The sequence below is a fragment of the Kosakonia cowanii JCM 10956 = DSM 18146 genome, assembly GCF_001975225.1.
GTDB lineage: Bacteria > Pseudomonadota > Gammaproteobacteria > Enterobacterales > Enterobacteriaceae > Kosakonia > Kosakonia cowanii.
On record NZ_CP019445.1, the window covers coordinates 3,989,269 to 4,013,148 of the forward strand.

Annotated in this window: 30 protein-coding genes and 2 pseudogenes; 12 read left to right on the forward strand and 20 right to left on the reverse strand. The window is 52.5% G+C overall.

The window, feature by feature from the left end; genetic code table 11:
• Positions 1-455: 455 nt before the first annotated feature.
• The 14 genes and pseudogenes from BWI95_RS18905 to BWI95_RS18965 all read right to left on the reverse strand — a co-directional run bounded on the left by BWI95_RS18905 (position 456) and on the right by BWI95_RS18965 (position 8,474).
• Entirely contained in the window at positions 456-1,259 is an 804-nt protein-coding gene (locus BWI95_RS18905; RefSeq protein ID WP_076770040.1) for an antitermination protein Q, read from the reverse strand.
• Positions 1,256-1,867, reverse strand: a complete 612-nt coding sequence (locus BWI95_RS18910) for a recombination protein NinG (RefSeq protein ID WP_076770041.1) — start codon at positions 1,865-1,867, stop codon at positions 1,256-1,258. The genes BWI95_RS18905 and BWI95_RS18910 overlap by 4 nt, the downstream gene beginning before the upstream one ends.
• Before the next feature lie 2 nt (positions 1,868-1,869).
• Positions 1,870-2,070, reverse strand: a complete 201-nt coding sequence (locus tag BWI95_RS18915) for a hypothetical protein (protein ID WP_054803293.1) — start codon at positions 2,068-2,070, stop codon at positions 1,870-1,872.
• A 4-nt stretch (positions 2,071-2,074) separates the two neighbouring features.
• Positions 2,075-2,671 (reverse strand): DUF1367 family protein, encoded by a 597-nt coding sequence (locus tag BWI95_RS18920; protein WP_076770042.1) that lies wholly within the window; start codon positions 2,669-2,671, stop codon positions 2,075-2,077.
• A gap of 34 nt (positions 2,672-2,705) precedes the next feature.
• The gene (locus BWI95_RS18925; RefSeq protein WP_083699479.1) at positions 2,706-2,945 is read right to left on the reverse strand and encodes a hypothetical protein; all 240 of its coding nucleotides are present in this window, start codon (positions 2,943-2,945) and stop codon (positions 2,706-2,708) included.
• A 944-nt stretch (positions 2,946-3,889) separates the two neighbouring features.
• Complete coding sequence (locus BWI95_RS18930; RefSeq protein ID WP_076770044.1) at positions 3,890-4,696, reverse strand: lysozyme inhibitor LprI family protein; 807 nt, start codon at positions 4,694-4,696, stop codon at positions 3,890-3,892.
• A 123-nt stretch (positions 4,697-4,819) separates the two neighbouring features.
• Entirely contained in the window at positions 4,820-4,996 is a 177-nt protein-coding gene (locus BWI95_RS23955; RefSeq protein WP_156884929.1) for a hypothetical protein, read from the reverse strand.
• Positions 4,989-5,344, reverse strand: a pseudogene (locus BWI95_RS18935) (hypothetical protein). The gene BWI95_RS23955 and the pseudogene BWI95_RS18935 overlap by 8 nt, the downstream one beginning before the upstream one ends.
• Complete coding sequence (locus BWI95_RS18940; RefSeq protein WP_054803290.1) at positions 5,341-5,685, reverse strand: hypothetical protein; 345 nt, start codon at positions 5,683-5,685, stop codon at positions 5,341-5,343. Before BWI95_RS18940 ends, BWI95_RS18935 begins: the two are co-directional and overlap by 4 nt.
• Positions 5,682-6,011 carry a hypothetical protein gene (locus BWI95_RS18945; RefSeq protein WP_076770045.1) on the reverse strand — a complete coding sequence of 110 codons (330 nt, stop codon included), beginning with the start codon at positions 6,009-6,011 and terminating at the stop codon, positions 5,682-5,684. The genes BWI95_RS18940 and BWI95_RS18945 overlap by 4 nt, the downstream gene beginning before the upstream one ends.
• Positions 6,008-6,694: a replication protein P gene (locus BWI95_RS18950; RefSeq protein ID WP_054803288.1), complete on the reverse strand. Its 687-nt coding sequence runs from the start codon at positions 6,692-6,694 to the stop codon at positions 6,008-6,010. The genes BWI95_RS18945 and BWI95_RS18950 overlap by 4 nt, the downstream gene beginning before the upstream one ends.
• Positions 6,691-7,608, reverse strand: a complete 918-nt coding sequence (locus tag BWI95_RS18955) for a replication protein (RefSeq protein ID WP_076770046.1) — start codon at positions 7,606-7,608, stop codon at positions 6,691-6,693. Before BWI95_RS18955 ends, BWI95_RS18950 begins: the two co-directional genes overlap by 4 nt.
• Before the next feature lie 84 nt (positions 7,609-7,692).
• Positions 7,693-8,244: a toxin YdaT family protein gene (locus BWI95_RS18960; protein ID WP_054803287.1), complete on the reverse strand. Its 552-nt coding sequence runs from the start codon at positions 8,242-8,244 to the stop codon at positions 7,693-7,695.
• A gap of 2 nt (positions 8,245-8,246) precedes the next feature.
• Positions 8,247-8,474, reverse strand: a complete 228-nt coding sequence (locus tag BWI95_RS18965; RefSeq protein ID WP_076770047.1) for a transcriptional regulator — start codon at positions 8,472-8,474, stop codon at positions 8,247-8,249.
• A gap of 105 nt (positions 8,475-8,579) precedes the next feature.
• On the opposite strand from BWI95_RS18965, the gene BWI95_RS18970 reads away from it, so the two are divergent.
• The 10 genes and pseudogenes from BWI95_RS18970 (at position 8,580) to BWI95_RS19000 (ending at position 17,656) form a co-directional block, all read left to right on the forward strand.
• A complete protein-coding gene (locus BWI95_RS18970; RefSeq protein ID WP_054803286.1) occupies positions 8,580-8,966 on the forward strand; it encodes a helix-turn-helix domain-containing protein in 387 nt (128 codons plus the stop codon).
• Positions 8,967-9,067: 101 nt separating this feature from the next.
• On the forward strand, positions 9,068-10,504 hold the full coding sequence (locus BWI95_RS18975) for an ATP-dependent nuclease (RefSeq protein WP_076770048.1): 1,437 nt from the start codon (positions 9,068-9,070) through the stop codon (positions 10,502-10,504).
• Between the two features lie 376 nt (positions 10,505-10,880).
• Positions 10,881-11,036 (forward strand): annotated as a pseudogene (locus BWI95_RS23825) (hypothetical protein); the annotation flags it as partial.
• Entirely contained in the window at positions 11,029-11,193 is a 165-nt protein-coding gene (locus BWI95_RS23830; RefSeq protein ID WP_054803285.1) for a YdaE family protein, read from the forward strand. The pseudogene BWI95_RS23825 and the gene BWI95_RS23830, both read left to right, overlap by 8 nt.
• A 140-nt stretch (positions 11,194-11,333) precedes the next feature.
• Positions 11,334-14,729: a RecE family exodeoxyribonuclease gene (locus BWI95_RS18980; protein WP_076770049.1), complete on the forward strand. Its 3,396-nt coding sequence runs from the start codon at positions 11,334-11,336 to the stop codon at positions 14,727-14,729.
• Between the two features lie 11 nt (positions 14,730-14,740).
• Complete coding sequence (locus tag BWI95_RS18985) at positions 14,741-15,817, forward strand: RecT family recombinase (RefSeq protein WP_054803284.1); 1,077 nt, start codon at positions 14,741-14,743, stop codon at positions 15,815-15,817.
• Between the two features lie 34 nt (positions 15,818-15,851).
• A complete protein-coding gene (locus BWI95_RS23575) occupies positions 15,852-16,028 on the forward strand; it encodes a hypothetical protein (protein ID WP_167552474.1) in 177 nt (58 codons plus the stop codon).
• Complete coding sequence (locus BWI95_RS18990) at positions 16,025-16,267, forward strand: DUF4060 family protein (protein ID WP_054803283.1); 243 nt, start codon at positions 16,025-16,027, stop codon at positions 16,265-16,267. Before BWI95_RS23575 ends, BWI95_RS18990 begins: the two co-directional genes overlap by 4 nt.
• Positions 16,268-16,332: 65 nt before the next feature.
• A complete protein-coding gene (locus BWI95_RS18995) occupies positions 16,333-16,602 on the forward strand; it encodes an excisionase (protein ID WP_054803282.1) in 270 nt (89 codons plus the stop codon).
• Positions 16,574-17,656: a tyrosine-type recombinase/integrase gene (locus tag BWI95_RS19000; protein ID WP_076770050.1), complete on the forward strand. Its 1,083-nt coding sequence runs from the start codon at positions 16,574-16,576 to the stop codon at positions 17,654-17,656. Before BWI95_RS18995 ends, BWI95_RS19000 begins: the two co-directional genes overlap by 29 nt.
• Before the next feature lie 326 nt (positions 17,657-17,982).
• On the opposite strand, the gene BWI95_RS19005 is transcribed toward BWI95_RS19000, so the two are convergent.
• Genes BWI95_RS19005 through yobA form a run of 3 tightly spaced genes read right to left on the reverse strand, consistent with a single transcriptional unit; the run spans position 17,983 to position 19,591 of the window.
• Positions 17,983-18,327, reverse strand: a complete 345-nt coding sequence (locus tag BWI95_RS19005; RefSeq protein WP_054803281.1) for a YebY family protein — start codon at positions 18,325-18,327, stop codon at positions 17,983-17,985.
• Between the two features lie 18 nt (positions 18,328-18,345).
• Positions 18,346-19,215 carry a copper homeostasis membrane protein CopD gene (gene copD, locus BWI95_RS19010; RefSeq protein WP_054803280.1) on the reverse strand — a complete coding sequence of 290 codons (870 nt, stop codon included), beginning with the start codon at positions 19,213-19,215 and terminating at the stop codon, positions 18,346-18,348.
• Position 19,216: 1 nt separating this feature from the next.
• Entirely contained in the window at positions 19,217-19,591 is a 375-nt protein-coding gene (gene yobA / locus BWI95_RS19015) for a CopC domain-containing protein YobA (RefSeq protein ID WP_054803279.1), read from the reverse strand.
• A 136-nt stretch (positions 19,592-19,727) separates the two neighbouring features.
• On the opposite strand from yobA, the gene BWI95_RS19020 reads away from it, so the two are divergent.
• Positions 19,728-19,958 carry a DNA polymerase III subunit theta gene (locus BWI95_RS19020; RefSeq protein ID WP_034813210.1) on the forward strand — a complete coding sequence of 77 codons (231 nt, stop codon included), beginning with the start codon at positions 19,728-19,730 and terminating at the stop codon, positions 19,956-19,958.
• Positions 19,959-19,969: 11 nt separating this feature from the next.
• A complete protein-coding gene (gene exoX / locus BWI95_RS19025; RefSeq protein WP_054803278.1) occupies positions 19,970-20,632 on the forward strand; it encodes an exodeoxyribonuclease X in 663 nt (220 codons plus the stop codon).
• On the opposite strand, the gene ptrB is transcribed toward exoX, so the two are convergent.
• The 3 genes from ptrB to yebF form a co-directional block, all read right to left on the reverse strand.
• Complete coding sequence (ptrB, locus tag BWI95_RS19030; protein ID WP_076770051.1) at positions 20,633-22,687, reverse strand: oligopeptidase B; 2,055 nt, start codon at positions 22,685-22,687, stop codon at positions 20,633-20,635.
• Between the two features lie 79 nt (positions 22,688-22,766).
• Positions 22,767-23,432, reverse strand: a complete 666-nt coding sequence (locus tag BWI95_RS19035) for a tellurite resistance TerB family protein (RefSeq protein ID WP_054803276.1) — start codon at positions 23,430-23,432, stop codon at positions 22,767-22,769.
• Positions 23,433-23,524: 92 nt separating this feature from the next.
• Positions 23,525-23,875, reverse strand: coding sequence for a protein YebF (gene yebF / locus BWI95_RS19040; protein WP_076770052.1), 351 nt, complete (start codon positions 23,873-23,875; stop codon positions 23,525-23,527).
• Between the last annotated feature and the right edge of the window lie 5 nt (positions 23,876-23,880).

The following is a 23,880-nucleotide window of genomic DNA, read 5'->3' on the forward strand; positions in this document are numbered from 1 at the left end:
TGTTACTTCATGCAAGACTCACCCACCCTGAAACGTACTGATAAAAAACAACTTTTCCCTAGGTTCCGTCGAATAATCATTTACTAAGGAACCTTTATCAAAAATACTGACGCCATAGTAGGCGAAGCAATTTTGCGCTTTATAAATTCTCAGTCTCGGGAAGAGTTTAGCAGAGATGAACTTATCAAAACGCTTAAAGAAATGTTCGTGGAAAAATATGAAAACAGTCTTTCAATTTCAGAAATTAATGATTATGAATCGGCATTGAAATCAATAATTTTTAAGAAATATGAAGATAAATAGTTATGTTATCAGATGCAAAACCGAATATTTCAAGCAATAAAAAACCCCGCCGAAGCGAGGTTTAAACTTTCTTTTCGTACAGGCGCTATATGCCACGATTTGAAGAATACCAGACAAGTTCGGACAAAATCAAGCTTTATGTAGTTAAAATGCTAAATTTTGTTCTCTTCTTCGTTAAAGCTGGTTGCATTCTGAAATTCTTTTTCAGCTTTGGCCTCTTCCTGCTGACAAATCCCCACCAGCGACTCAAGAAATGGCTTCCAGTTGCGAGTCCATGTCCTGACATGCAAATCTGGCAAGCGCCGGATAATAGTCTTGTGCGCAGCCGTAGATGGTACTGAAGAGAAGCCATTGCCGGAGCATCGCTCACAGGTTTTGAATACCGGCGCGCCCCGCTCTTTCGTTGCCACGCGATCAAGTACTTCCCCTTTCCCGCCACAGCGGCAACGCGCAGGAATGATGCCCTTACCTCCACAGGCTGTGCATGCATGTTTTACCAGCTCATTTTTAATCTTCGCGGCAACCAGCTCCACACAGTCAGCATTGAAGATGCCAGGGTGTTTGATCACATCCTCGCGCCTGAGAATAAAGCCCGTCCCGCTGCACGTGGTGCAGGTGCTGCTGCTGGCTGCCGAACGGGCATACTCAGCAAAGGCAAACTGCGCCAACACCTGCATGCACCAGCCAAATTCGCCCCCAGCTGCTTTACGCACATTCTTCGGCGCAACATTAGTTGCGTGCCGTACCAGCGCCTTTACTGCGATTTGCTCATCTGTTTTGCTGATCCCGGCCTTTCCAAAGAAAGCAGCAAGACCGAAGCGCGCGCGGCTGCTGGTGGTGCCAATCGCGGCCATTACATCTGTACCGGTCAGCCTGTCAGGAGAGGTGCCTTTAACGCTGTCGCTGATATTCATCCCCTGAGGGCTGAAGTGTTTTAGTGAAGATTCAAGTTTCATGCAGCCTCCTGCTGTTTCAATACTCGAAGATCTGCCCTGGCCTTGGCGCGGATGCCGTCCAGTTCTTCCCGGGTGTATCGGTGGGTTTCATTGTTGGACTCGAGCGCCAGCACGCGCTCTTCGCCGATCAGTTCGACAAGAGCGGCGCGGTATGCCTCGATGTTGCCTGATTTGTGGACGTTGCAGGCGGAGCACTGGAGCCATATATTGTCCGGATTAAACCGAAGTTGCGGTGCGGCGGCCGTGGTGCGGTAATGCCCGGCATGCCAGGCAAAAGCGGTTTTGGTACCGCAAGAGATGCATCCGTGCCCGGCGGTCAGCAGCATTTCGCGCCGCCAGTCATTGAATGCACGCTGAGTCATCTGCACCCAGTGACGGATCGGCTTCAGCTCCTTACGACGTGCCGCGCGCCGCTGACGGCCAGCCTTCTCTTCAGCGCGCAGCCGCTGTAGTTCCTTCTGCTTAGCGGCATCACGGGCTTTTGCTGTCTGTTCTTTGCCGATGGCGCTGGCGCACTCGAAGCTGCAAACCACCTGCCCTTCGCGGACCGGGTTGAACCACTGGCGACAGCTCAGGTTTGCGCATTTACGACGTAGTCTCTTAGCCATATTCAACCCCACGCCTTGCTTTGCCATACCCGGCTCGGGCGCGGCGGATGATTGCCCTCCGGCAGCTGGGCGCTGACGGTCCAGGTGACGAGATCACGGTTGAGGCTGCGCTCGACCTTAACGCCGCGGCGGCGGTATTGCGCCAGCAGTTCTTCTGCCTGCTCCGAGGTGCATTCCATGTGATAGAACCAAGTCTCTTTCATCGGCTCAGCCCCCGAAGCTCAGCAGCTGTGCGGCAGCGTTCTCAGCCTCGCGCTGGTCTCTGAATGCCCTGGACAGGATCCAGCGCCACAGAACATCGAGCGCAGCTTTGTAGAGCTGCTGAAACTCGGATTCGTCCATATTGGCGAAGGCGATGCTGCGGGGATGTTTCCGGAGGGTTCCGTCAGGCAGTTGGATGGCGTCATAGTGCCCGGACTCGATAGTCACCCAGGCACGATAGGCGTCGAAGGATTTGCAGGCGCTAATGCTGCCCGTGCGCTTATCGGCGATACGAACTAGGTACTGCTCTGCAGCATCTAAAAGCGCGGTTTCGCTCCCACCGAACGATGCCAGGTATTTGGCATAGCCGGTAACCAGCCTGCGTTCATTTAAGGATATCGCCCCGCCAGTAGGCTCCCAGTATTCGAAGCCGAGATTCAGCAAAGCGAAGAAACGACGGTGAAAGGCCGGGTTGCGGACTTGTTTGAAATCGGCCACCAGCACGGCGCCGAGCTTACATTTTGATTGCAGAAAATCGCTGGTCTCCGGCGTGGCGGGGATCAGGATATTGGAAGAATGCTTAATGAGTTGTAACTGCGCCATGGGATTCTCCGTGGCGCATCAGGTCAACGGGTGTTCAGTCCGTTGATATCATAATATCAGAGGGTTGTTCGAGGCGGTAGCCGAGGCGGCGAAGAAAACGTGTTCCGGACGACAGATTGAAAACACTTTCATCCTCCATCAAAGGGCGACATGAAAACATGCCATTTTTGATGTAGACGAGGTTGCGGCTTTCGAGCGGCATTGACCCCATAAGCTTACCGTCTGAACGCCTGACAATATCGTACCAGTCGCCTTGGCCCTGACTTTTTTTCACAAAAACCCCCTTCTTTGTTATCAACAGATACGTCCTCTCGGCGAGGAGAAATCCATTCCATAAAGCCAAAATAACAAATCGCGCAAATTTCCTAATAGGTTCGCCGGAAGAAAAATGAAAATTTTTTCTGGCGTGATATAACCTTACATTAAATTACTGTATGAATAAACAGTGCTTATGATTTTGGCTCAAATGTGCACAACAAAGACATTTTAAAGAAATGAACTTATGTCTTTGATTTAAATGTTTATTCTTGGAAAAAGCGCTTAAGGAGCGATCGTTTCTATTGGATAGATGCCAGCGTCAAAAATGTTGATTGTTAATACCGGATCGGCAATCACTCGTCATACTGTTGGACGCTTATGTCGACGTATGTAGTGTGGGCCGTGTCTTATTTTGCTGCATGAAGCAGGTAGTTTGTTGTTACTATGCGCCTATTAATTAATCGAACTAATAGAACGATTAGACCCTATCGGTCGGTAATAACGACCATATTTAAGTCACCCTGCCGCCGCGTATAAAAGGCCTCCGGAGAGGCCCCTCCTGTCGACATGAGAATCCCCATATCGCTTGTATTGTAATTCTAATTAGGCCGCCCTCCCCCCTGCCAGACACATTTCCGGCTGATTAGCGCGTAACAGCGCCTCAGCGAACGTCGGCGGCACTGCGTTACCGCAGTGCGCAACCTATTTGTCTTTTGGCGTGGCGAGTGTCCATGTAGTCGCGGTCGATGATGTACAAATCCTATAAGCCCTGATCACGATAAAGTTCCACAGGCGGCAGTATGCGCATCCAGATGTTAACAAGATTAAAATCTTCATCTGTAAATTTTCACCAGCACGTCGTAGTCCTGCCGCAGGTTGTCATTTATTCGGTCAGGCAACCAAGTTAGTGAACGATATTATGTGAATAATATCGTTCACTATTTGGCCGGGGCTTTACGGTCAAAGAGCAGCTCCATTCTTGCCAAGTGCATAAACTCCGTAGCTATAAAACAGGTTGGATATCTGTATGTTCTGTGGGGCCACGTAAATTTCGTCTCCCTGTATTATGCCTGTGAGATAATATTCATCATCTTCCAGATGGAATACAAATCCAGAGCTAGGTTGCCCAGACACTTTAACCTTAAAACCAAAATGGTCACCGTCATCAACTTTTGAGATGCTTTTAAATCCGTCGAGCTCATACATCATGGCAAGATACTGTCCAAGAGTTGAAAACTTGCGATACGGTGCGCCCGCCTGAACTGTGAAATAAAGCCAAGAAGACAGCTCTCTTTCAGAGAAGCCTAATGAAGCAACCTGCTGTGCATGCCGGGCATAAATTTCTTGTACTACCTGGTCTGGACTCTTGCTGTGTGACTCATCGTACTCTTGCTTTTGAATTGACTGAATTGCAGACGAAGTACTGACGCATTCGAAAGGCCCAGTTGTTCTATCAAGAATAAACTCGCAAATTTCATCGTTTCTCTGAATATAAGCACTCCGCAAGCATTGTGCATCAGAACATTTTTCTTTTTCTTTAAACCATAAAACCTGCTGTCTACGACCTTCATTGATAGTTTCTTTATCAGCTGTAGCTCGCAGCATGAGTTGATAATTCTTTCCCAGAACTTCATCAAGTTTATTTAGTTCATAATTTGAGCAGACAATGTTTTCTGAAACAGAGGTGGCTTTTTGGCAATCAAACGAAGCAGCGTTAATAGATGAAGCAAAGATAATGGCAAATAAAAAAATAAACTTTGAAAACATGATAATCCCCTAATGCAATATGCCTTACCCGGCATCGGCAAGCAGGGGATTTTCTTTAGCTACATTAACTTAACCAACCAATTTTAGTAGGGGGGAAACTGCAGAGCTTAATTGTTTATTCTGTCATGGGTTATTTCTAAAAGATGCATGGTTGCCACTGTACATGTCGAGGATTAATACGTTATCTGACGATGGCAATTTTGCTGGCTGTTTTTTCATAATCCGCTGTGTCTGCTTCTTCCCGCCGTTGAGAATGGCGCGCACCATTTTGCCACCGAATATCATGCCTCGCTCAGTCATTCCAGGCCTCCAGCTCGTTCTGAATTTCTTCGTCGATCTCCTCGTTGCTGGCCTCTTCATTGAGGTAGCTCTGTGCTTCTTTTTGATACTGCTCACGACGATTGCTGTCGTACCAGAGCGAGAACTCTGGAGACCAGCCACGGTCATCGCCGTTTTCAGCAAAAAATCATGCATTGCGTTGTTATAAGCCAGGTTCTCTATCATGCAGTCAGCAGTTATTAGAGCGCATTCGCGGATGTAACAGCGCAGGTGGTGCTTACGCCAACAGGGGCTTAGTTTCGAATCGCAACGGCCTTTGAACTCAACTTCCCAACGGCGGATGCAGCGTGCTTTAAGTGACTTGCTCATAGGGCTGCTCCTTTGCGAATTAATGCATCATGAAGAGCCTTTGCCCCTACTTGTCGTTGAGCAGCAACTTCGTAGCTAATACCGTTCGACTCCATGATGCAGTCCCTGTCGAGATATTCAGAGCATTCATCCAGCACCTTGGTGATATCTTGCTGCTGCAGGGCAGCCAGCGCATCACGCTGTTTAGCCGTTTCGCGCAGTACAGCCGTTGTGCAGTCTAGCCGTTCGGCCAAGCGAGACATCATTTTGGCGATGTCGATGATCGGCGTGTCGCTGCTCAGCGCCTTCGCAAACTCATGGCCAACCGCGATCAGCTCTTTGTTGTTAAGGGATTCACTCATGCCCGCGCACTCCCAAAAATTTTATGAATTTCGTAGCCCTGCCAGTTCTGGCGGCAGACATCGGCGGCGGATGGCGCTGCTGGTATCCGCGGCTTTGGCCGCTTGATTTTTTCCTGCCAGCGCTGCACCAGCTGGTATTCCGGATGCTTCGGTTTGCCGATATTTTTGACGATCCCGGCCATACCCAGCCGCTTGAGACGGTCGTAGGCCTCACGGATGTCGCAGCCGAGCAGCTTACGGATCTGGCGGGGCGTTGCCGGTCCGTTTGTCTCGATGAACTCCACGATGGCCTTTTGCTTTGATTTTAAGCGGTTGCACACGGTCAAACCCTCCCCTGCGCCTGGCGGCGCTTGTACTCGGCCATCAGCATTTCTGCGGGTGTCGGCCCCCGGTCCTGGTTCGGTGCTGCCAGTGCACGGCGGACCGGCGGGATCGGCTTACCTTCAGCAACACGCTTTTCCCAGTGCGCCAGCAGATGCCCGGCTTCACTGAGCAGCTCTTTCTCATTCATCTGGCGATCAACACCCCGGCGGCGCAGCTCTAGGCAAACGTGATACAGCAGCGGCTGTGGCCACGGGTATTGCTCACTGGTGGGGTATTTGAAAACGAGCTTCCGCCACTTCCAAAATTCGGTCATGACATCCGCCGGACTCACGCCGAGCAGCCCCTTGCCCTCACGGCACCAGGCGACGAACTGCCCTGGCGAAGGCAGGAATGGGCGTTCCTGACGGCGCACCATGCGCATGCCGGCCTCTACCTGCTCCATGCTGGTGATCCCGTTTTCTTTGAAGGCCAGCACCCACTGACGGCGGATCTCATTCACATCCTCTTGGCTGCGATTAACCAGGCTTGCCGGGAACGCAGCTGCCAGCTGTACGAATAGCCCGTTGATAATCTGCGCCACCTGCTGCATTTGTTCGCGTTCGGTGTACTGCTCAGGTAGGTTGTGCGCCACACGGCGAGCCTGTTCCCGGTCAAAATTGCGAATGCTCTCGGCAAGGTTTTTCATTCCAGCACCCCGTCAATCCAGTCGGTGTTATGCAGGTCAATGCCGCCCCGGGATGACTTTGCCGTTCCGGTTGCACGCAGCCGTTTGGTAGTGAGCTGATCCCACTGCTTGCGCAGACTGGAAGGGCTCAGGATGTTGTCTTTCCAGAACTCGTCCCTGTTGGCCCACTGGAACAGGTCGCAGATATCGTAGTGCGTGCGCTTGTCCTGGACACGCATCAGCCTGATGGTGTTTGCCCATTCAGCCCAGTTGGGTTCAGATAGCGATGCGTTGACGGTGAGAAGCCTGTCGTAAATCCAGTGTGCGGCCTTGAGATCATCAGCGGATCCCCATGATTTACCGGCCGGGGTGTATATCCCATCGGCGGCTTCTGGATGGCGTGAGAGAAACTTTTGAGTTTTCTGGTTTCGGGATTCGTCAGAATTCCGAGACGAGGATCTTTTAATATTGTTCTTGTTATAGTCTTGGGTGTCTACCGTTTCCGGGAAGGTTTTTCCCGTTTTCAGTAACACATTTCCCGATTTCGGGAAGACTTTTCCCGTTTTCGGTTTGTCTAAAATCCAGGCGGAAAGGTCAGTATTTATACCAACTATTTTCATCACGCCCTGCTTTTGACTAAAGATAATTTTGCGTACTGCGAGCGATTTGAGCGCATCAGAAACGTGGGAATCACTCAGCCCAGTAAGCTCGGCGATCACCGTGTTCGTAACGCGGTCCTGTTTCTTGTTCCAGCCGTAGGTAAGCCAGATCACCGCCTCAAAACACTGCCATTCCCGGCCTGACATTCTCAGACGTGGCTTGAGCTGTTGGATCTCGTTAGCGACCTTGGTATACCCGTTCGACAGGTCGGCCATACGACCTCCCGGTTGTTCGGTTCTGTTGGGGAAATTGAAAATTTCAGCTGTGTTTGACATACTTAGCTCCGCAATTACACTCCGTTTTTGCACCTGAAAGTCGGTTCTGTTCGTGCAGACCGGCTTTCGCCTTTTCAAGAGTATTCACATTGCCCCCAGCATGGTTGTCACCATCGCCAGCAGCGGCGCAGTAAGGTCAGGATCGACTCTGAACATTTCGAAAATCCCCTCGCCTAACTCCTTCAGCTTTTCCTTCTTCGGTGCATCGAGCATCAGAGCTTGCTTCGCCTCACTCACTTCCTTTTCCAACCTGGCCATGCGGTAGGCAAACGAGTCATTTTTAACGACACGGTCGCGGTATCGAAGCGGTAAGACAGACATGATCGCGGGCACGAGTTGTTCGACGTTCTTTCGGTACGAAGCGGAGTCTTCTTTGTTGTCGAGCCAGCGGAACAGCTTCACGTTCCAGACATCGGCCTGGCCTGAGAAATCCACACCATCAAGTTGAAGTTTTTCCGCCGCTTCTTGGATTTGAAGCGCAACAGCTACGCGCCCTTCTGCCGCTGCCCACGCCCGGACTGCAGAACAAATATCTCGATGATCAATATCCCGCTCTGCCGATTCGGTTTGATGACATGGGAATATCAGTGGATTAGAGCAAGCTCTGCTACTCTGTTGAAATGAAAAAGTTTGCATTATTAAGGCTCCTGTTTAGGTAAACCATCAGTGGGATTTGGGTAGAGATCTGGGCGTAGTTCGTGGGGTGTTACACCTGTAGCTGTATAAATTTGCAAAACACGATCGGCGGGAACCACACCTTGGTAACGGTTTTTCCATCGGCTAACCGACATTGGCTTAATCCCAAGCATACTGGCGAGATTTGTTGCAGTACCTGCTGACTCTATTGCTTTTTTTAACCCGTTCATCGTCGTCTCCTATTAGATTGCACATGAAATTAAGCCTTAGACTTAACTTCAAGTCAAGTCCAGGACTCATTTTCAAGTTTAAGCAAAAGGCTTATTCTTTTATCCATGAAAGAGAAAAACGTACTTAATCCGACACTTGTCGATCGCCTTTCCGAGCTGAATGGTCGGGGCATTACTAAATCCGATATGGCCAGGATAGCTGGGGTAACGCCACAATCAGTTAATGGCTGGTTTAAGAAAGGAGTGATTAGCAAGAAATCCGCTCTTGCTGTTGCTGACGCAGCGGGTGTTTCCGTGCCGTGGTTGCTCGGTGAGGATGTCGGCGAGAAGGATGGTCTGAAAGCTGATGAACAGCGTTTGCTGGAGCTCTATCGTCAACTGCCGGAGGAAGAACGAGAGAATATGCTACGCATCTTCTCGCTTCGCCTGAAGGAACTTGATGAGCTTTATGAAAAGTATATGAAGGGGCGTATCCGACCCCAGAAGGATTAAGTTTTATAGATTTTACGGAGTTAGTATTTTTTCTCGATTCACGAAGACTGTTATCACCGCAATTTATTCTGGGATTAAATAAAAATATTATAGAGGACAATATGGCAATTTCTAAAGAAATGAGGAAGTTGATTAACAAGTGGAAAACGGGTAACTCATGGCCTAAACGTCTTGAATGGATTGAAATTCAAGGGATACGTGGCTGGTCAGGTCAGAGGGTTGACGTGCAATTCCCTATTGTTGCTCTAGTCGGTGAAAATGGATCTGGTAAAAGCACGGTGTTGCAATGTGCAGCCTCAGTTTACAAAGATGTTAAAAAAAGATATGCCTCCTATTATTTCCCAGATACTCCCTTCGAAAAAATTGAAAATGCTTATATCCGATTTTCATATAAAGAAGGAGCTAACTCATTCGTTAAATCTATTAGAAAGCAGACCACGAGATGGCGAGGAAACCCTGAACGGCCTGATAGAAGAGTTGAATATGTTGACCTCAGCAGGTTACAACCAGTAAACGCCAGACTAGGCTATTCCAAACTTTTAAAAAGCGGTGTAACTGAAGGCGCTCATGATGCGTTTGATCAACAAAAGCTTGATAGACTCAATAACATTATGGGGAAGTCTTATGTCTCAGCAGGGCTTTCGATAACTAATTCTGATGCAAAAAGGCCTATCACTGTAGTATCAAATGGCGAAGCAAGATACTCTGGTTTTCACCAAGGGGCCGGAGAGATTACTGCCGCCGAACTTTTAGCAGCTGATTATCCAAAGTACGGAATCGTGTTAATTGATGAAATTGAAACGTCCCTTCATCCAAGAGCACAACGCCGGTTAATGCGTGACTTGGCACACGTGGCCCGGGAAAGAGAATTACAGATTATTATAACAACACACTCCCCATATATTCTTTCCGAGCTTCCTCCTGAAGCTAGAATATATTTGATGAATGGTGTCGAAGGTCGGACAGTGGTAACAGGTGTTAGTCCCGATTTTGCAATGACTAAAATGGATGAAGAAAATCACCCTGAGTGTGATGTCTATGTTGAAGATGTTGTTGCAGCAACATTAGTATCAGAAATTATCGCGTCCTCGCAAGAAAGGGAGCTTCTTTCTAGAGTAAAAATCATACCATTTGGTAGTGCATCAGTTGGCATGGCCCTAGGTCAAATGGCGGCCAATAAAAGGTTCCCTCGCTCTTCAGTGGTATTTTTAGATGGTGATCAGTCTCAAGCGATAGGATGCAAGATATTGCCTGGCGATGACGCACCAGAGATCGTTGTTTTTGAGGCACTCCAAGATATTGGTTGGCCCGGTATATCAGAAAAAATCAGTAGAAAACCGTCAGAATCAATTGATGCACTGAACAATGCAATGACCAACTCAGATCACCACGATTGGATTGATTATGCTGCAAACACGCTAAATATCGGCGGTGAAATTCTATGGCATGCATTATGTACATCATGGGCTATTAACTGTCTTAATGATCAATCTAGAGACGTTGTAGTCCAGTCGATTATCGACGCAATTGAAGAATGACCGGGTAGACCCGGCACACCTTGGGCTACAGTGCCACTAAACAAGTACATCCAGAGTCTAACCCGGCCTTCGCGCCGGGTTTTTTGTATTCCTAAATCGCCAGCTTTAACCACAGACAATGATTTCCCCATCGTGAACATCTCGATCCCGACCAAGCGTAGGGATTTTCATTCCTTAAAATTACAGCACTCATCACGATTAAGCCTAGAACTTAAACCCTGATTTAGCCCAAAGCTTGACACGCATTAAGCCCAAGGCTTAATATGCTATTACCAAGACGCACTACGAACCACCAAGGCAGGACGCCCACGAAGTAGCCGCCGACGGCATATGAAGAGTCGGATGAGGTGGAGAGATTAACGCGCATCAGGTGTAAACGTTCCGCTGGCCGGCGATAAGGCAAACGAGGGTGAGAATGATTGATTTCGCACGCAAACCAGGACGGCAGCAAGCCGTAAAGCTGAACTTCTTCGAGGTGATTCTTCGCCGCCTGTGCTATCTGCTGGCGCAAAAGGGGAATCCAGATGTGTAACTCAACAAAATGCGGGTACTGCGGCAAGCCGGTTGAACCGGAGGAAGAAGTTAAAAGTACCCTTCTCTATCGCAACGGCTCACAGCTGGCGCGCAAAGAAAAAGAATACTGCTCTGAACGTTGTGCTTCGTACGACCAGATGGCCCACGAGGCATAACGTAAAAGCCGCGCAAGGCGGCCCGTACGTCCGGTGCTCCCGACCAAAGTTACACCGGAAAACTACTTAAAAAACCAAAGTTCACCCAATGGGCGCTATCTCTGGCCCGGGGATCTTACATCCAAAAAAGAGGATCTCACATGGAATTTTTCCATCTGCTTAAAGCCAGTCAGAAGTCTGGAAAGAAAGATGCGGTGATTTGGTTCACTGCGAAAACTGCAGCGCGCGCAAACCTGCAACTGGATGTCGAGCTGGAAGACGCAGGCATCGAAACCGGCCGTGGTAAAGATTACGCCAAGCCGATCCGTACCGACATGCCTGTTGTTGGCGACCTGCCAGAAGAAGGCGTGATTGATTACACCTGGTGCGAGCGCTACGCCCTGGCCGAAGACGGCCGCACCTGGAATGTGATCCCGGGTGCCGCATCTCAGAGCGAAACCACTATCGCCCCGGACAGCGCCATCAGCGATGAGTATCAGCCGGCCGCGGCTATAACTGCCCCTGATACCGCAGATGTGGGCACAACCTCCCTGCTTGAAAATCGCACCCCGGCTGTCCGCTTCGCCGTCCATCTGCTGGGCGACAAATACCATTCGGAGATCAGCCAAGAACAGCAGATCGTCGCCAACGAATTGGCTTTGGATGAGGCAAATGTTTATTTCCAAAACCTGCTGCAGGCCAAAAATGAAGTTCCTGATATGAACGAACTCAGCCTTCACGCTGAGTGGAAACTGGTGCAGGCTGTCAAAGACGTTTTCCCGCAGGATAAAGAACACGAACCCGCGCTGCTGGCTGCTTTCATGTCGAGCTGGGTAAAAGCAGAAGTCAGCGACCGCGCCCAGCTTATTGAAGACTGGCTCAGCGGCAAACTGCCAGTCCCTGAACTCATCACCACCAGCGAACCTGGTGATGAGGTGCCTGTTTCCAATGCAGAAGATCAGCAGGATGCTACGCCCGAAGAGGTTGCCCAGGCCCACGTACAGGCATTTCGCGATAGGGACATTACCGAACTGCACGCTGTTCCTACGCTGTCGTTCCGTCACCGCCTCCTCGCGCAGTTTATTACCGAGAAGGAGTACGCGTACCACATTGACAATGAACAACTGAATACTGTGCGCCAGCTGGAAATGGACACTGATAACTCCTACGTGCAAAACCTGCTGCTGGCCGCCGAGAATGTCGAGGGGATGAAAAAGCTTCGTGACTTCGAGTTCTGGAGGCTTACCGATGCTGTTAAGCGCGTATTTCCTTCTGACAAAGCGACGCCTGATTTATCCCTGATGCTCCAGTTCATGAAGGCCTGGAAAACAACGGACTATATCGATCGCGGCCTGCTCGCTAAGGAATGGATTAACGGTAACCGGGTTTCAACCATTCAGCGCACCGATATCGACACGAACGCGGGCGGCGGCATCAAAACAGACCGTAATGCAGACTATGAGCATACGTTGGACACACTGGACATTGAGATCGCCTGCGCAACTCTGCCGATGGATTTTGATATCTACAATATCCCCGGCTCTATTCACCGCCGGGCTAAAGACATCGTTGCTGCAAAAGAAAGTCCCTGGAAGGAGTGGTCCGCAGCACTGCGTAAAACTGCAGGTATCCTGGATTACTCGCGCGCTGCAATTTTTGCGCTCATTCGTGAAGCATCGTCAGGCATAACACAGTTTCCGGATCGCATGACTGGCTATATCTGCGCGACGCTCAATGAATATAAGCATGATACACCTGAGGCCAGAATCCTTGCCGCTGCGCGTCAGATTGATAGCGCGGCCGTGGTTGCCGGAGTCATTCAGGGCACCGAGCCGTCACACCAGCGCGTCACCACCGCGCAGCCAGAAGTATCCAACCTCGGCGGCGGCAAGTTCTCCTTCGATGGTCTGCTGGGTGAAAAAGCAAACCCGGTCATCAATACCCCCTCAAACGAAGTCGCAAAACAGGAAGTGGAGATCGTTGGCAGTGTGCAGACGGAAGAGACTGACCCGAGCAAAGTCGAAGCTTGTAATGCGTTACCAGCAGTCGAAGTCGTTGATGAAGCTGCTGCGCAAACAGTTAGCGTAAGCCCGGCGGATAATCTCGCCGCTGCCACAACGGACCTGACGAGCAACGTTGCCGCCGATCTGGACCAGAATATCAATGCTCTTAGCCAGGATGAGCCGGAATTATCTCCAACCGAACCAGAAACGACAGAAATAGGACCGGTAGCGGATATTTCCGAGCCAGAGGCTGCAGCTAAGGAATGGCCAGCTTACTTCGAGCCAGGCCGTTATGAAGGTCTGCCGAACGACGTTTACCACGCCGCGAACGGCATCAGCAGCACGCAGGTGAAGGATGCCCGTGTCTCCCTGATGTATTTCGAAGCGCGCCATGTTTCCAAGACCATCCAGAAGGAGCGGTCGAAGGTTCTCGACATGGGCAATCTGGTGCATGCGCTTGCGCTGCAGCCGGAGACGCTGGCCGCCGAGTTCAGCATTGAGCCGGAGATCCCGGAAGGTGCACTCACCACCACGGCGACGATCCGCGAGTGCATTGACGAGTACAACGCCAGCCTGCCGCCGCAGCTGAGCGCTGATGATATCAAAGCGCTGCTGGAGGCCCATAACGCCACCCTGCCCGCGCCGCTGCCGCTTGGCGCAGCTGTAGACGAAACCGCAGAAAGCTATATGGCGCTGCCGGAAGAGTTCCAGCGCATCGAGTCTGATAAGAAGCAGACCGCTGCAGCTATGAAAGCCTGCATAAAAGAGTACAACGCCACCCTGCCCGCTCCGGTGAAAACCAGCGGCAGCCGTGACGCGCTGCTGGAGCAGCTGGCGATCGTCAATCCTGACCTGGTTGCGCAGGAGGCGCAGAAGCCCGCGCCGCTGAAAGTGGGCGGCACCAAAGTGGATCTGATTCAGGCGCTCAAGGCTGTCCGCCCGGATACCGTGTTCGCCGACGAATTGTTGGACGCATGGCGTGAGAACCCGGAAGGCAAGGTGCTGGTGACCCGCCAGCAGCTGGAAACCGCGCTGGCTATACAGAAAGCGCTGCATGCGCACCCGACCGCCGGAAAGCTGCTGCAGCATCCTGATCGCGCCGTTGAGACTAGCTATTTCGGCATCGACGAAGAGACCGGCCTTGAAATCCGTGTGCGCCCTGACCTTGAGCTGGACGTGGATGGCGTGCGCATCGGTGCCGACCTCAAAACGATTTCTATGTGGAACATCAAGCAGTCAGGTCTGCGGGCGAAGCTGCACCGTGAAATCATCGATCGCGATTACCACCTGAGCGCCGGTATGTACATGGAGACGGCAAGCCTCGACCAATTCTTCTGGATCTTCGTCAACAAGGACGAGGGATATCACTGGATTGCCATTGTTGAGGCTTCGCAGGAGCTGGTGGAGCTGGGCATCCTAGAGTACCGCGCCACGATGCGCGCCATTGCCAACGCATTCGATACCGGCGAGTGGCCAGCGCCGATCACCACCGACTACACCGACGAACTCACCGAGTACGATCTGCGCCGCCTTGAAGCGCTGCGCGCGGCTTAAGGAGAACAAGAATGCAGAACACAAACGTAGCAGTAGCCGACCAGAACGCTGTCATTAACTCAAACATCGCGCTGTTCGATTCACAGTACCTTAATGCCATCAGCACTTTCGCCCAGATTATGGCGCAGGGTGCGGCGACAGTACCGAAACACCTTCAGGGCAACCAGGCCGACTGTATGGCCGTTGCAATGCAGGCGGCGCAGTGGCAAATGAACCCTTTCGCCGTGGCGCAGAAAACCCATCTGATTAACGGCGTGCTGGGATATGAGGCCCAGCTGGTAAACGCAGTGATTTCACGCAGCGGCGTGCTGGCGAATCGCTTTGAGTATGAGTGGTACGGCCCATGGGAAAAAGTGGTCGGAAAATTTCACATCCGCAAAGGTGAAAAAGGCGAATACCGCGTTCCGGGCTGGACCATGGCGGACGAAGCAGGTATCGGCATTATCATCCGCGCAACGCTCAAAGGCGAAGATCACCCCCGTGAGCTGGATCTGCTGCTGGCTCAGGCCCGCACCCGTAATTCGACACTGTGGGCTGACGATCCCCGCCAGCAACTCGCCTATCTGGCAGTAAAACGCTGGGCGCGTCTGTTCTGTCCGGATGTGATCCTGGGCGTTTACACACCTGATGAGCTTGAAGATCGTCAGGAAAAAGAAATCAACCCAGCACCGCAGCAGCGCATAAGCGTTGCTGATATCCCGGCTGAATGGACAACTAACAGCGCGCAGGAGTCCGGTACCAATATTGATGGCATGGCCGACGAGTTCCGCGATCGCATTGAAGCAGCTCAATCCGTGGACCAGGCCAAAGCCGTGCGGGTTGATATTGAAGCAGCCAAAACTACTCTCGGTTCGGCGCTGTTCACTGAGCTGAAAAACAAAGCCGTACGGCGCTACTACCTGGTAGACGCCCGCAACAAGGTGGAAGCGGCGATCAACTCCCTGCCCCAGCCTGACGAACCGGATGCTGCAGAGCAGTTCACCAAAGCAGAGCAGGCACTGGCTGCTGCGAAGCGCCATCTGGGTGACGAGCTGTATGACCAGTTTGCCGTTACCCTGCTCGATATGAAGCCCGAATACGTGGCATGAGGGAGGCGGGAGGGTTGTCCCTCCCGGTAATGATATGAGCGAGAAACAAGCCCGCTGGAGTGTTGAAGAGCTGAACATGTTGCTGACGCATAACAACCAGCAAGTGGCAGAGCTGACCGGCCGTCCTCTGACCGAGATAGAAGATCGCCGCTTGCTGGCGAATATCGAGCGAAACTGCTGGGACGTGTTTGACCCGGAGCGTGCCGAATGAGACTTATTAACCGAAGCAGGAAAGATTCTCCGATGGCCCGCAGAGCGTGCGATGCAGCGTTGGCCCGGCATGTTGAACGGTTCGGTGATTATGCCAGCCGGGCCATGACCAGCGTATACACAGTGCTGGTGGACGGCATGAAGGTAACGGTAGAGGTGGAAAACCGCAGCACCAGCTACGTGGCCACAGCGATCATGGGCGCTCGGCGTCTGCGTGCCCTCGTCGGCCGGATGTCTTGATATCGAATTATCATCAAACAGCGCCTTCCGTCCCTATAATCGGGTGGTGGGCGCAGGAGAACAAAATGGCAAAGCTTCTTAATTTGCAGGAATGGGCCGCTGAAGTGTATTCATCACCGCCATCGCTTTCTACTCTTCGCAGATGGGTACGTGAAGGCAAGATCTATCCTGCCCCCGAGCTACACGGTAAAGAGTATAAGCTCCGCCCGGATGCTATCTATGTTGATCCGAGCAAGAAGAATTTGCGCTTAAAACCGCAGCATCTAAAAATTCCGTCCAAAGGGACTTTACTGGAGAGATTACAGAATGCAGAGGCCAGCCCGTTACGACGCTAACCTGCCCCGTAACCTGACCTTTCGCAAGAGAGATAAGCTTTATTCCTGGCGCAACCCAATAACCGGCCAGGTAATCTATCTGGGCCGCATTGATCGCAGGGAAGCGATAGCCCAGGCCATTGAAGCCAACAGCTATCTTGATCAAAACTATATCCCCTCCAGTCTACTTCAGCGCATTAAAGAAACGCCCACCCTGACTATGGCTAAATGGCTGGAGAGGTATGACGTTATTCTCGAGCGAAGGGAATTAAAACCAAACACAATGAAAGTTCGCAGGAACCAGCTGGAGACGATCAGAAAAGAGTTCGGCACTATCGCTCTTAGCGCAGTTACAACAAAAGACATTGCGGAATTTTTGGAAACATACATTGCCTGCGATAAAAAAAGCATGGCTGCAGGTCTGAGATCTGTACTGCTCGATGTATTCAGAGAGGCGCTCGTGGAGGGCCATATAGAAAGGAACCCGGCAGAACCTACTCGCACCCCGGCACCAAAAGTTAAGCGGGAACGTCTACTGCTCGAAGCGTATTTTACGATACGAGAAACAGCAGCTGCTAATTCAGTATGGGCGGCAAATGCATTTGATCTTGCGCTTGTCACTGCTCAGCGACGCGAGGATATAGCCATGATGAAATTCACTGACATCCGGGAAGACAGATTGTTTGTCATACAGGAGAAAACAGGGAATAAATTAGCCATCCCTTTAGACCTGAAACTGGAAGCGGCCGATCTTCATTTAAAAGAAGTGATAGAACGTTGCAGAGTGAACAATCCATCTGAGTTCCTGCTTTACTCGCCGGTGCGTCGGGGTGGAAGAAAGCCCGGACCACTGACGCCGGACGGGTTAACCCAGGCATTCTCAGATACCCGTGATGTCACTGTGCTTAAATTTGGCCCTTACCCGCCGTCATTTCACGAAATTAGAAGTCTGGCCAGTAGGCTTTATGAGAAGGAAAAAGGCGAAGAATTTGCGCAGCGGCTGTTGGGTCATAAAAATTTATCAATGACCAAAAAATACCTGGACTCCCGTGGGGCAGAGTATGTTACGGTTTAGACTGAATATAAGGATTTGGTGGAATTTTGGTGGATTTTAGTGTGAACGCCTAAAAAACCCTTATTATTCAAGCATATAAAAAAAGACCGAATACGATTCCTGTATTCGGTCCAGGGAAATGGCTCTTGGGAGAGAGCCGTGCGCTAAAAGTTGGCATTAATGCAGGCTTAGTCGCCTTGCACCTTAAGAATAGATGACGACACCAGCTTTTCCAGTCCGCGACAAATGTGGTCAGAAAAATCCGGTAATTGTCACGTTTATCATAAAAAAACGCAGGCGGTGTTAACCGGACCTGCGTTTTTTTATGCTGAATCATGTGATTTTCATCAGCCCGTGCAGAGGGATTTCGCGCGCTCGATAAAGGGGGCGAGGCTCATTTTCTGGCCGGGATGTTCTGGATCGTCAACCTGAATGATGCTGATAGGCTGACCGGTGCTTCTCCCGCTGTCGACCTGTTTCTGCGCGATATCATTGAGCGGATACTGCACCAGCGTACTCGGGTTAATGGCGAACAACGCATTGCCCGGCCTGCAGGTGAGCATTATCTCTTCGCGATTGAAGGCCCATTTCTCTTTGCCAACCTCGAAACGGCTGACGGTAATAACCTGCGGCGCAGCCAGCGCGGCGGCTGAGCTGGTCAGCATTAATACTGCAATCACACTCTTTTTCATTCTTTTCACCAGATTTATTCAAAAAGGCTCCCAGGTGGCAAACAGGCTTACCGCTGCCAGCACCAGCGCACCGATTATCAATTCTGCCCGGGTTAACGTTATAAAGCGCTGCCGCGCTCCGCTATCGACCAGGCTCAAGCGTGGCACCAGAACATACCGGTTCACAAGCGCGATTGCCACCATCAGCGCGACAAGCGCACATTTGAGCAACAGCATGCGCCCCCAGGCGCTCTGCCACGGCCATGCCAGCCCCTGAATCAACACCGCATTAACGATGCCGGTAAGGATAACGCCTGCCACCGCTACGTGACCATAACGGGAGAAGCGCATCATCGCGCCAATAGCCGCAGGGTGGCTCCCCTCACGCGTAAGCTGCATACAAAACAGTACCGGCAGCAGGCCGCCCAGCCACATCGCCCCGCACAGCAGATGCAGCGCATGGTTGATGTGTTGCAGCACACCAGGCAACCCTTCGCGCATCGCTGCGTGGCCGAGACCCGCCGCCAACAGAAACTGCAGCGCCGTCAGCAGCAGCAACTTCCTTTGCTGCGCTGGCTGCATCAACCCGGCAAAGAGGGTCAGCAACGCGAGGAAGATTTGCCAGGCCAGCAGTGAACCCGCTTGCGTACCGGCAACCGCACGCCAGATCGCGGGCTGCCACACTTCCGGCCAGCCACCGGCCATCATCCCGCCCTGCACCGCATAGAGCAACAGCGCGCTCAATGCCGTAAGGATCAGGCAGACGCGCTGCAGCGGCAGGAAGTGTTGAGTGAGTGTCCGGCGCAGATCGCGCGGTGCCAGCCAGGCGCTGAACAGCGCGCTGCCAAATAACAGCATCAGGGCGGCGAAATGAATAAAGCGCAGCCCGACAAAGAGCGATGACAGCATATTACTTCACAGAAAAGCTGTACTGCCCGTGAGTTTTATGGCCGTCGACCGAGACCACATGCCAGCTGACGGTGTACTTCCCGGAAGTCAGGGGCTGTTCAAGCGGCACGATCATCTGAGTCTTATCCTTTTCATTGCGCTTTACCGCCCCGGTTTTGATCGCCTTCTGCTGCGCGTCTGTCACCTTAATGCCGCTGAACGCTGGCTCAATCCCTTCTGAAAAGTTGAGCGTCAGTGCCTGCGGTGCCGCCGTTACATCAGCATCCGCAGCCGGATACTGACCTTTGAGGTGGGCATGCGCCAGCACTGCCGGGGTGACAAAAAGGGTGGTAATGAGGGCAAAAGCGCGTAAGCGCTGCGTCGGGGAGATAAGCATAGAAGCATTCCTTTTTGTTATGCATACGATATAGAGGATAAACCTGTACAATAGTTGAGTCGAGTCTCATCGCCGCCACGCTTGTCTTTCTGCGACAGCCTTAGTAACTTTTGCCGCCTGAACTGAGGAGAACTTCATAATGACCAATCTTGCGCAGCTCGAACAAGAAGAGATGGATAAGGTGAATGTCGATCTGGCCGCCGCAGGCGTTGCCTTCAAAGAGCGCTACAATATGCCTGTTATTGCCGAAGCGGTTGAGCGCGAACAACCCGAACATCTGCGCGGCTGGTTTCGCGAACGTCTGATTGCCCACCGGCTGGCCTCCGTCTCGCTCTCTCGCCTCCCCTATGAGCCGAAAGTGAAATAATGGAGCCGACTATGTTACGTGTTATCGATACAGAAACCTGCGATTTGCAGGGTGGTATCGTCGAGATCGCCTCGGTGGACGTGGTAGACGGGCAAATCGTTAATCCCCAGAGCCACCTGGTGCGCCCCGACCGTCCCATCAGCCAGCAGGCGATGGCCATCCACCGCATCACCGAAGCGATGGTGGCGGATCAGCCATGGATCGAAGAGGTGGTGCCCTATTATCACGGCAGTGAGTGGTATGTGGCGCACAACGCCAGCTTTGACCGCCGCGTGCTGCCGGAGATGTCCGGCGAGTGGATCTGCACCATGAAGCTGGCACGGCGTTTATGGCCGGGGATCAAATACAGCAATATGGCGCTCTATAACTCCCGCAAGCTCAGCGTAGAGACACCAGCCGGTCTGCATCACCACCGCGCGCTCTATGATTGCTATATCACCGCCGCTTTGCTGATTGACATCATGCAGGTCTCTGGCTGGACAGCGGAGCAGATGGCCACCATCACCGGACGCCCGGCGCTGATGACCACCTTTACCTTTGGTAAATACCGCGGTAAACCGGTTGCCGAGATCGCTGACCGCGATCCGGGCTACCTGCGCTGGCTGTTTAACAACCTCAACAGCATGAGCCCGGAACTGCGTTTAACGCTTAAACACTACCTTGGCGAAGGGTAATTACCCTTTGCCGGGCAGTGTCCCCTGCGCCAGCGCGATCAAAAACGCGTACTCCAGCGCCACCCCTTCGTAGGATTTAAAACGCCCCGATTTACCGCCGTGCCCGGAATCCATATCAGTGCAGAGCAACAGCAGATTATCGTCGGTTTTATATTCCCGCAGTTTCGCCACCCATTTCGCCGGCTCCCAGTACTGCACCTGAGAATCGTGCAACCCGGTAGTCACCAGCATATGCGGATAGGGGTGCGCGCCAATGTTGTCGTACGGGCTGTAGCCCTTCATATAGTGGTAATAGGTCTCATCTTGCGGATTGCCCCACTCCTCGAACTCGCCAGTCGTTAAAGGGATCGACTCATCAAGCATGGTGGTGACCACATCGACAAACGGCACCTGGGCGATCACGCCATGGTAGAGAGTGGGACGCATATTGATTACCGCGCCCATCAGCATGCCGCCCGCGCTACCGCCCATGGCGTAACAGTATTGCGGCGAGCCGTAGCCCTGCTCCAGCAAACTGTCGGTAACGTCAATAAAGTCATTGAAGGTGTTTTGCTTGTTGAGGAATTTCCCCTCTTCATACCAGGCATGACCCAGCTCGCCGCCGCCGCGAATATGCGCTATCGCGCAGACAAAACCGCGATCCAGCAGGCTCAAGCGGCTGCTGCTGAAGTCCGCATCGATACTAGCCCCGTAGGAGCCGTAGCCGTAGACCAGCAGCGGATTCTCGCCTTTGCGGAAATGGTTGTGGTTGTAAACCAGCGAGACAGGCACTTCAACGCCGTCACGAGCGATTACCCAAAGATGCTCACTGCGATAGTCGCTGGCGTCAAAGCCCGCCACTTCCGTCTGCTTCAGCACGCGCCGCTCGCCGGTGTCCATATCCAGCTCAAACAGCGTATCCGGCGTAGTCATTGAGGAGTAACCGTAGCGCAGCCGCGAGGTTTCCGGCTCGGGATTGTAGGCAAGCCAGGTGACATAAGCCGGATCGTCAAAAGCGATGCCGACCACTTCACGGGTCTTACGGTTGATCTGCCGCAGGCTTGTCAGGCCGCGCTGCCGCTCTTCGACCACCAGCCAGTCGGTAAACAATGTAAAGCCTTCCAGCATAATGTGATCGCGGGCGGGAATTAACGCTTCCCAGCGCCGCTCATCACGCACTTTGGTGCGATAGAGGCCGAAGTTTTTGCCATCGCGGTTGGAGCGCAGATAGAAGGTGTGCTGGTAGTGATCGAGGCTGTACTCATGCTCTTTGCGCCGTGGCAAAAAGCAGAGCGGCTGCGCATCCGGCAGTTCAGCATCGAGCAGCAACACTTCGCTGGTGGTGGCGCTGGCCAGGTGAATGGTGATGTAGTGCTGTGAGGTAGTTTTGCTCAGCCCGACGTAAAAGGTGTCATCTTTCTCTTCGTAGACCAGCTCATCCTGCTGCGTCGGCGAGCCGACCGTGTGGCGCCAGACCTGATAAGGCAGCAGCGTGGTGGCATGTTTACGCACGTAGTAGACGGTCTCGGAGTCATTCACCCAGACAAAATCTGGCGAGACGTTATCGAGCACCTCCGGGTACCAGTTGCCGGTCTCCAGATTGCGAAAGCGCAGACCATACTGGCGCCTGGAGAGGAAATCCTCCGCCAGCGCCATAATGGTGTTGTCGGGCGAGATGTCGAGGCCGCCCATGGTGTAAAACTCGCTGTGCGAGGCGCGCTGGTTGGCATCCAGAAGAGTTGTCCAGTCGTCCCATTCAGAGCTGAGCACCGACTGGCGCTGATAGATGGCGTACTCATTGCCCGGCTCATAAATATGCCGGTAACGATAGCCGTTACGAATATAGGGCGCGGAAACTTCACGCTGCGGAATGCGGGAGATAATCTCCTGCAGCAGGTCATCCTGCAGCGCTTGCTGGGAGGCCATCACTTCCCGCCCGTAATCATTCTCCTGATGCAGATATTCAAGCACCTCTGGCTGAGAGCGCGTGTCGTCCCGCAGCCAGTAGTAATTATCGACGCGGGTATCGCCATGAACGGTCATGGCGTGGGGGATCTTTTTTGCTTTCGGCAACATAGCACTTATCTTTTTTCTGTTTTCCATACCTATAAGGGTGGCAAAACAAACGCGCGTTGCAAGCGAAACGTTATCGCGCTCAGGGTGTAAGGGCGCGTTTTTGCTGCTGAAGATCCTGCTCGATGCCTTCACGGACGTCCTGCGGCACCTTCAGCGCATCGCCCAGCGCGTTAAGATAGCTGCGCTCCATAAAGTGATCGATATCGATAACCGCACAGCTGAGGAAGTAGAGCTCCAGCGCCTCCTCCTCATTTTTGACACCCTGTGCCAGCCGCGCCGGATCGAGGGGCTGCTCCAGCGCTTTCGCCACCAGCTCCCGCCCCTGGGTTTCGATGCCCGCTTCGCGCAGCTGCAACTCAATTGCCGCCTGCTCCTGCTCATCAATATGACCGTCGCTTTTCGCCGCAAAGACCAGCGCCAGAATCAGACGCTCGGTGCGCACGTCCAGCGGCGACTGCTGCTGGCCAAACTGCGGCTCATCCTGATGGGTTTCGCGAATACGGTCTTTGTATTTGTTCCACAGCACCGTACCGGCAACTGCCCCGCCGCCGACCAGCAGCGCGCCAGTGCCATATTTGGCGAGCAGTTTGCGTGATGATTTGTTGGCAACCAGCAGCCCGGCAAGACCGCCCAGTGCTCCCGGCACCAGAAGCTTATTTAAGCCCTGACCCTCTGAGGAGGAGGACGTCGATGCGCCGCTTTTCTGACCCAGCAGCGACTGTAATTGATTTAACCAGTTCATGATTTTCCCTCGCTTAACCGCTTTCGTCAGGCAAGAGTAAGCGAGGGAGATGTCAGGAAGTGTCTGTATCTGGAAAGATCAGGAAAATTTCGGCGCTATGGCTGCGTTTTGTAGGCCGCGCTGCCCGCCGGGCAGTCGACCATCACGCGGTAGTGAATATCGGCGCTTTTACCGCGCACGGTGAGCGGCACCGTCCACTTATCACCTTTGCCGGTGACCTCTTGCGGATTAACCCATACCACCGGATCCGCCTGACCAATTTTTTTCTGATCGTCTGCCCAACGCACAATGCGGTTTTGCAGATAGTCGCGCTTAACGCTGGCGGCGATGCCCTCAGCGTTGAGCCCTTCACAGGAAGGAAACTTCACGACCTTCTGCGCGGCGGCATCTGCCGCCATGCTGCCCGCCAGCAAAAACAGACCGGTTACTACCCCTGCTATTTTCATGCTTA

Bases quoted from the DNA above. Each gene is read 5' to 3' on its own strand.
- BWI95_RS18905 (WP_076770040.1), bottom strand. From the start codon at position 1,259: ATGAAACTTGAATCTTCACTAAAACACTTCAGCCCTCAGGGGATGAAT.
- BWI95_RS18910 (WP_076770041.1), bottom strand. From the start codon at position 1,867: ATGGCTAAGAGACTACGTCGTAAATGCGCAAACCTGAGCTGTCGCCAG.
- BWI95_RS18915 (WP_054803293.1), bottom strand. From the start codon at position 2,070: ATGAAAGAGACTTGGTTCTATCACATGGAATGCACCTCGGAGCAGGCA.
- BWI95_RS18920 (WP_076770042.1), bottom strand. From the start codon at position 2,671: ATGGCGCAGTTACAACTCATTAAGCATTCTTCCAATATCCTGATCCCC.
- BWI95_RS18930 (WP_076770044.1), bottom strand. From the start codon at position 4,696: ATGTTTTCAAAGTTTATTTTTTTATTTGCCATTATCTTTGCTTCATCT.
- BWI95_RS23955 (WP_156884929.1), bottom strand. From the start codon at position 4,996: ATGACTGAGCGAGGCATGATATTCGGTGGCAAAATGGTGCGCGCCATT.
- BWI95_RS18940 (WP_054803290.1), bottom strand. From the start codon at position 5,685: ATGAGTGAATCCCTTAACAACAAAGAGCTGATCGCGGTTGGCCATGAG.
- BWI95_RS18950 (WP_054803288.1), bottom strand. From the start codon at position 6,694: ATGAAAAACCTTGCCGAGAGCATTCGCAATTTTGACCGGGAACAGGCT.
- BWI95_RS18955 (WP_076770046.1), bottom strand. From the start codon at position 7,608: ATGTCAAACACAGCTGAAATTTTCAATTTCCCCAACAGAACCGAACAA.
- BWI95_RS18960 (WP_054803287.1), bottom strand. From the start codon at position 8,244: ATGCAAACTTTTTCATTTCAACAGAGTAGCAGAGCTTGCTCTAATCCA.
- BWI95_RS18965 (WP_076770047.1), bottom strand. From the start codon at position 8,474: ATGAACGGGTTAAAAAAAGCAATAGAGTCAGCAGGTACTGCAACAAAT.
- BWI95_RS18970 (WP_054803286.1), top strand. From the start codon at position 8,580: ATGAAAGAGAAAAACGTACTTAATCCGACACTTGTCGATCGCCTTTCC.
- BWI95_RS18975 (WP_076770048.1), top strand. From the start codon at position 9,068: ATGGCAATTTCTAAAGAAATGAGGAAGTTGATTAACAAGTGGAAAACG.
- BWI95_RS23830 (WP_054803285.1), top strand. From the start codon at position 11,029: ATGTGTAACTCAACAAAATGCGGGTACTGCGGCAAGCCGGTTGAACCG.
- BWI95_RS18980 (WP_076770049.1), top strand. From the start codon at position 11,334: ATGGAATTTTTCCATCTGCTTAAAGCCAGTCAGAAGTCTGGAAAGAAA.
- BWI95_RS18985 (WP_054803284.1), top strand. From the start codon at position 14,741: ATGCAGAACACAAACGTAGCAGTAGCCGACCAGAACGCTGTCATTAAC.
- BWI95_RS23575 (WP_167552474.1), top strand. From the start codon at position 15,852: ATGAGCGAGAAACAAGCCCGCTGGAGTGTTGAAGAGCTGAACATGTTG.
- BWI95_RS18990 (WP_054803283.1), top strand. From the start codon at position 16,025: ATGAGACTTATTAACCGAAGCAGGAAAGATTCTCCGATGGCCCGCAGA.
- BWI95_RS18995 (WP_054803282.1), top strand. From the start codon at position 16,333: ATGGCAAAGCTTCTTAATTTGCAGGAATGGGCCGCTGAAGTGTATTCA.
- BWI95_RS19000 (WP_076770050.1), top strand. From the start codon at position 16,574: ATGCAGAGGCCAGCCCGTTACGACGCTAACCTGCCCCGTAACCTGACC.
- BWI95_RS19005 (WP_054803281.1), bottom strand. From the start codon at position 18,327: ATGAAAAAGAGTGTGATTGCAGTATTAATGCTGACCAGCTCAGCCGCC.
- copD (WP_054803280.1), bottom strand. From the start codon at position 19,215: ATGCTGTCATCGCTCTTTGTCGGGCTGCGCTTTATTCATTTCGCCGCC.
- yobA (WP_054803279.1), bottom strand. From the start codon at position 19,591: ATGCTTATCTCCCCGACGCAGCGCTTACGCGCTTTTGCCCTCATTACC.
- exoX (WP_054803278.1), top strand. From the start codon at position 19,970: ATGTTACGTGTTATCGATACAGAAACCTGCGATTTGCAGGGTGGTATC.
- ptrB (WP_076770051.1), bottom strand. From the start codon at position 22,687: ATGTTGCCGAAAGCAAAAAAGATCCCCCACGCCATGACCGTTCATGGC.
- yebF (WP_076770052.1), bottom strand. From the start codon at position 23,875: ATGAAAATAGCAGGGGTAGTAACCGGTCTGTTTTTGCTGGCGGGCAGC.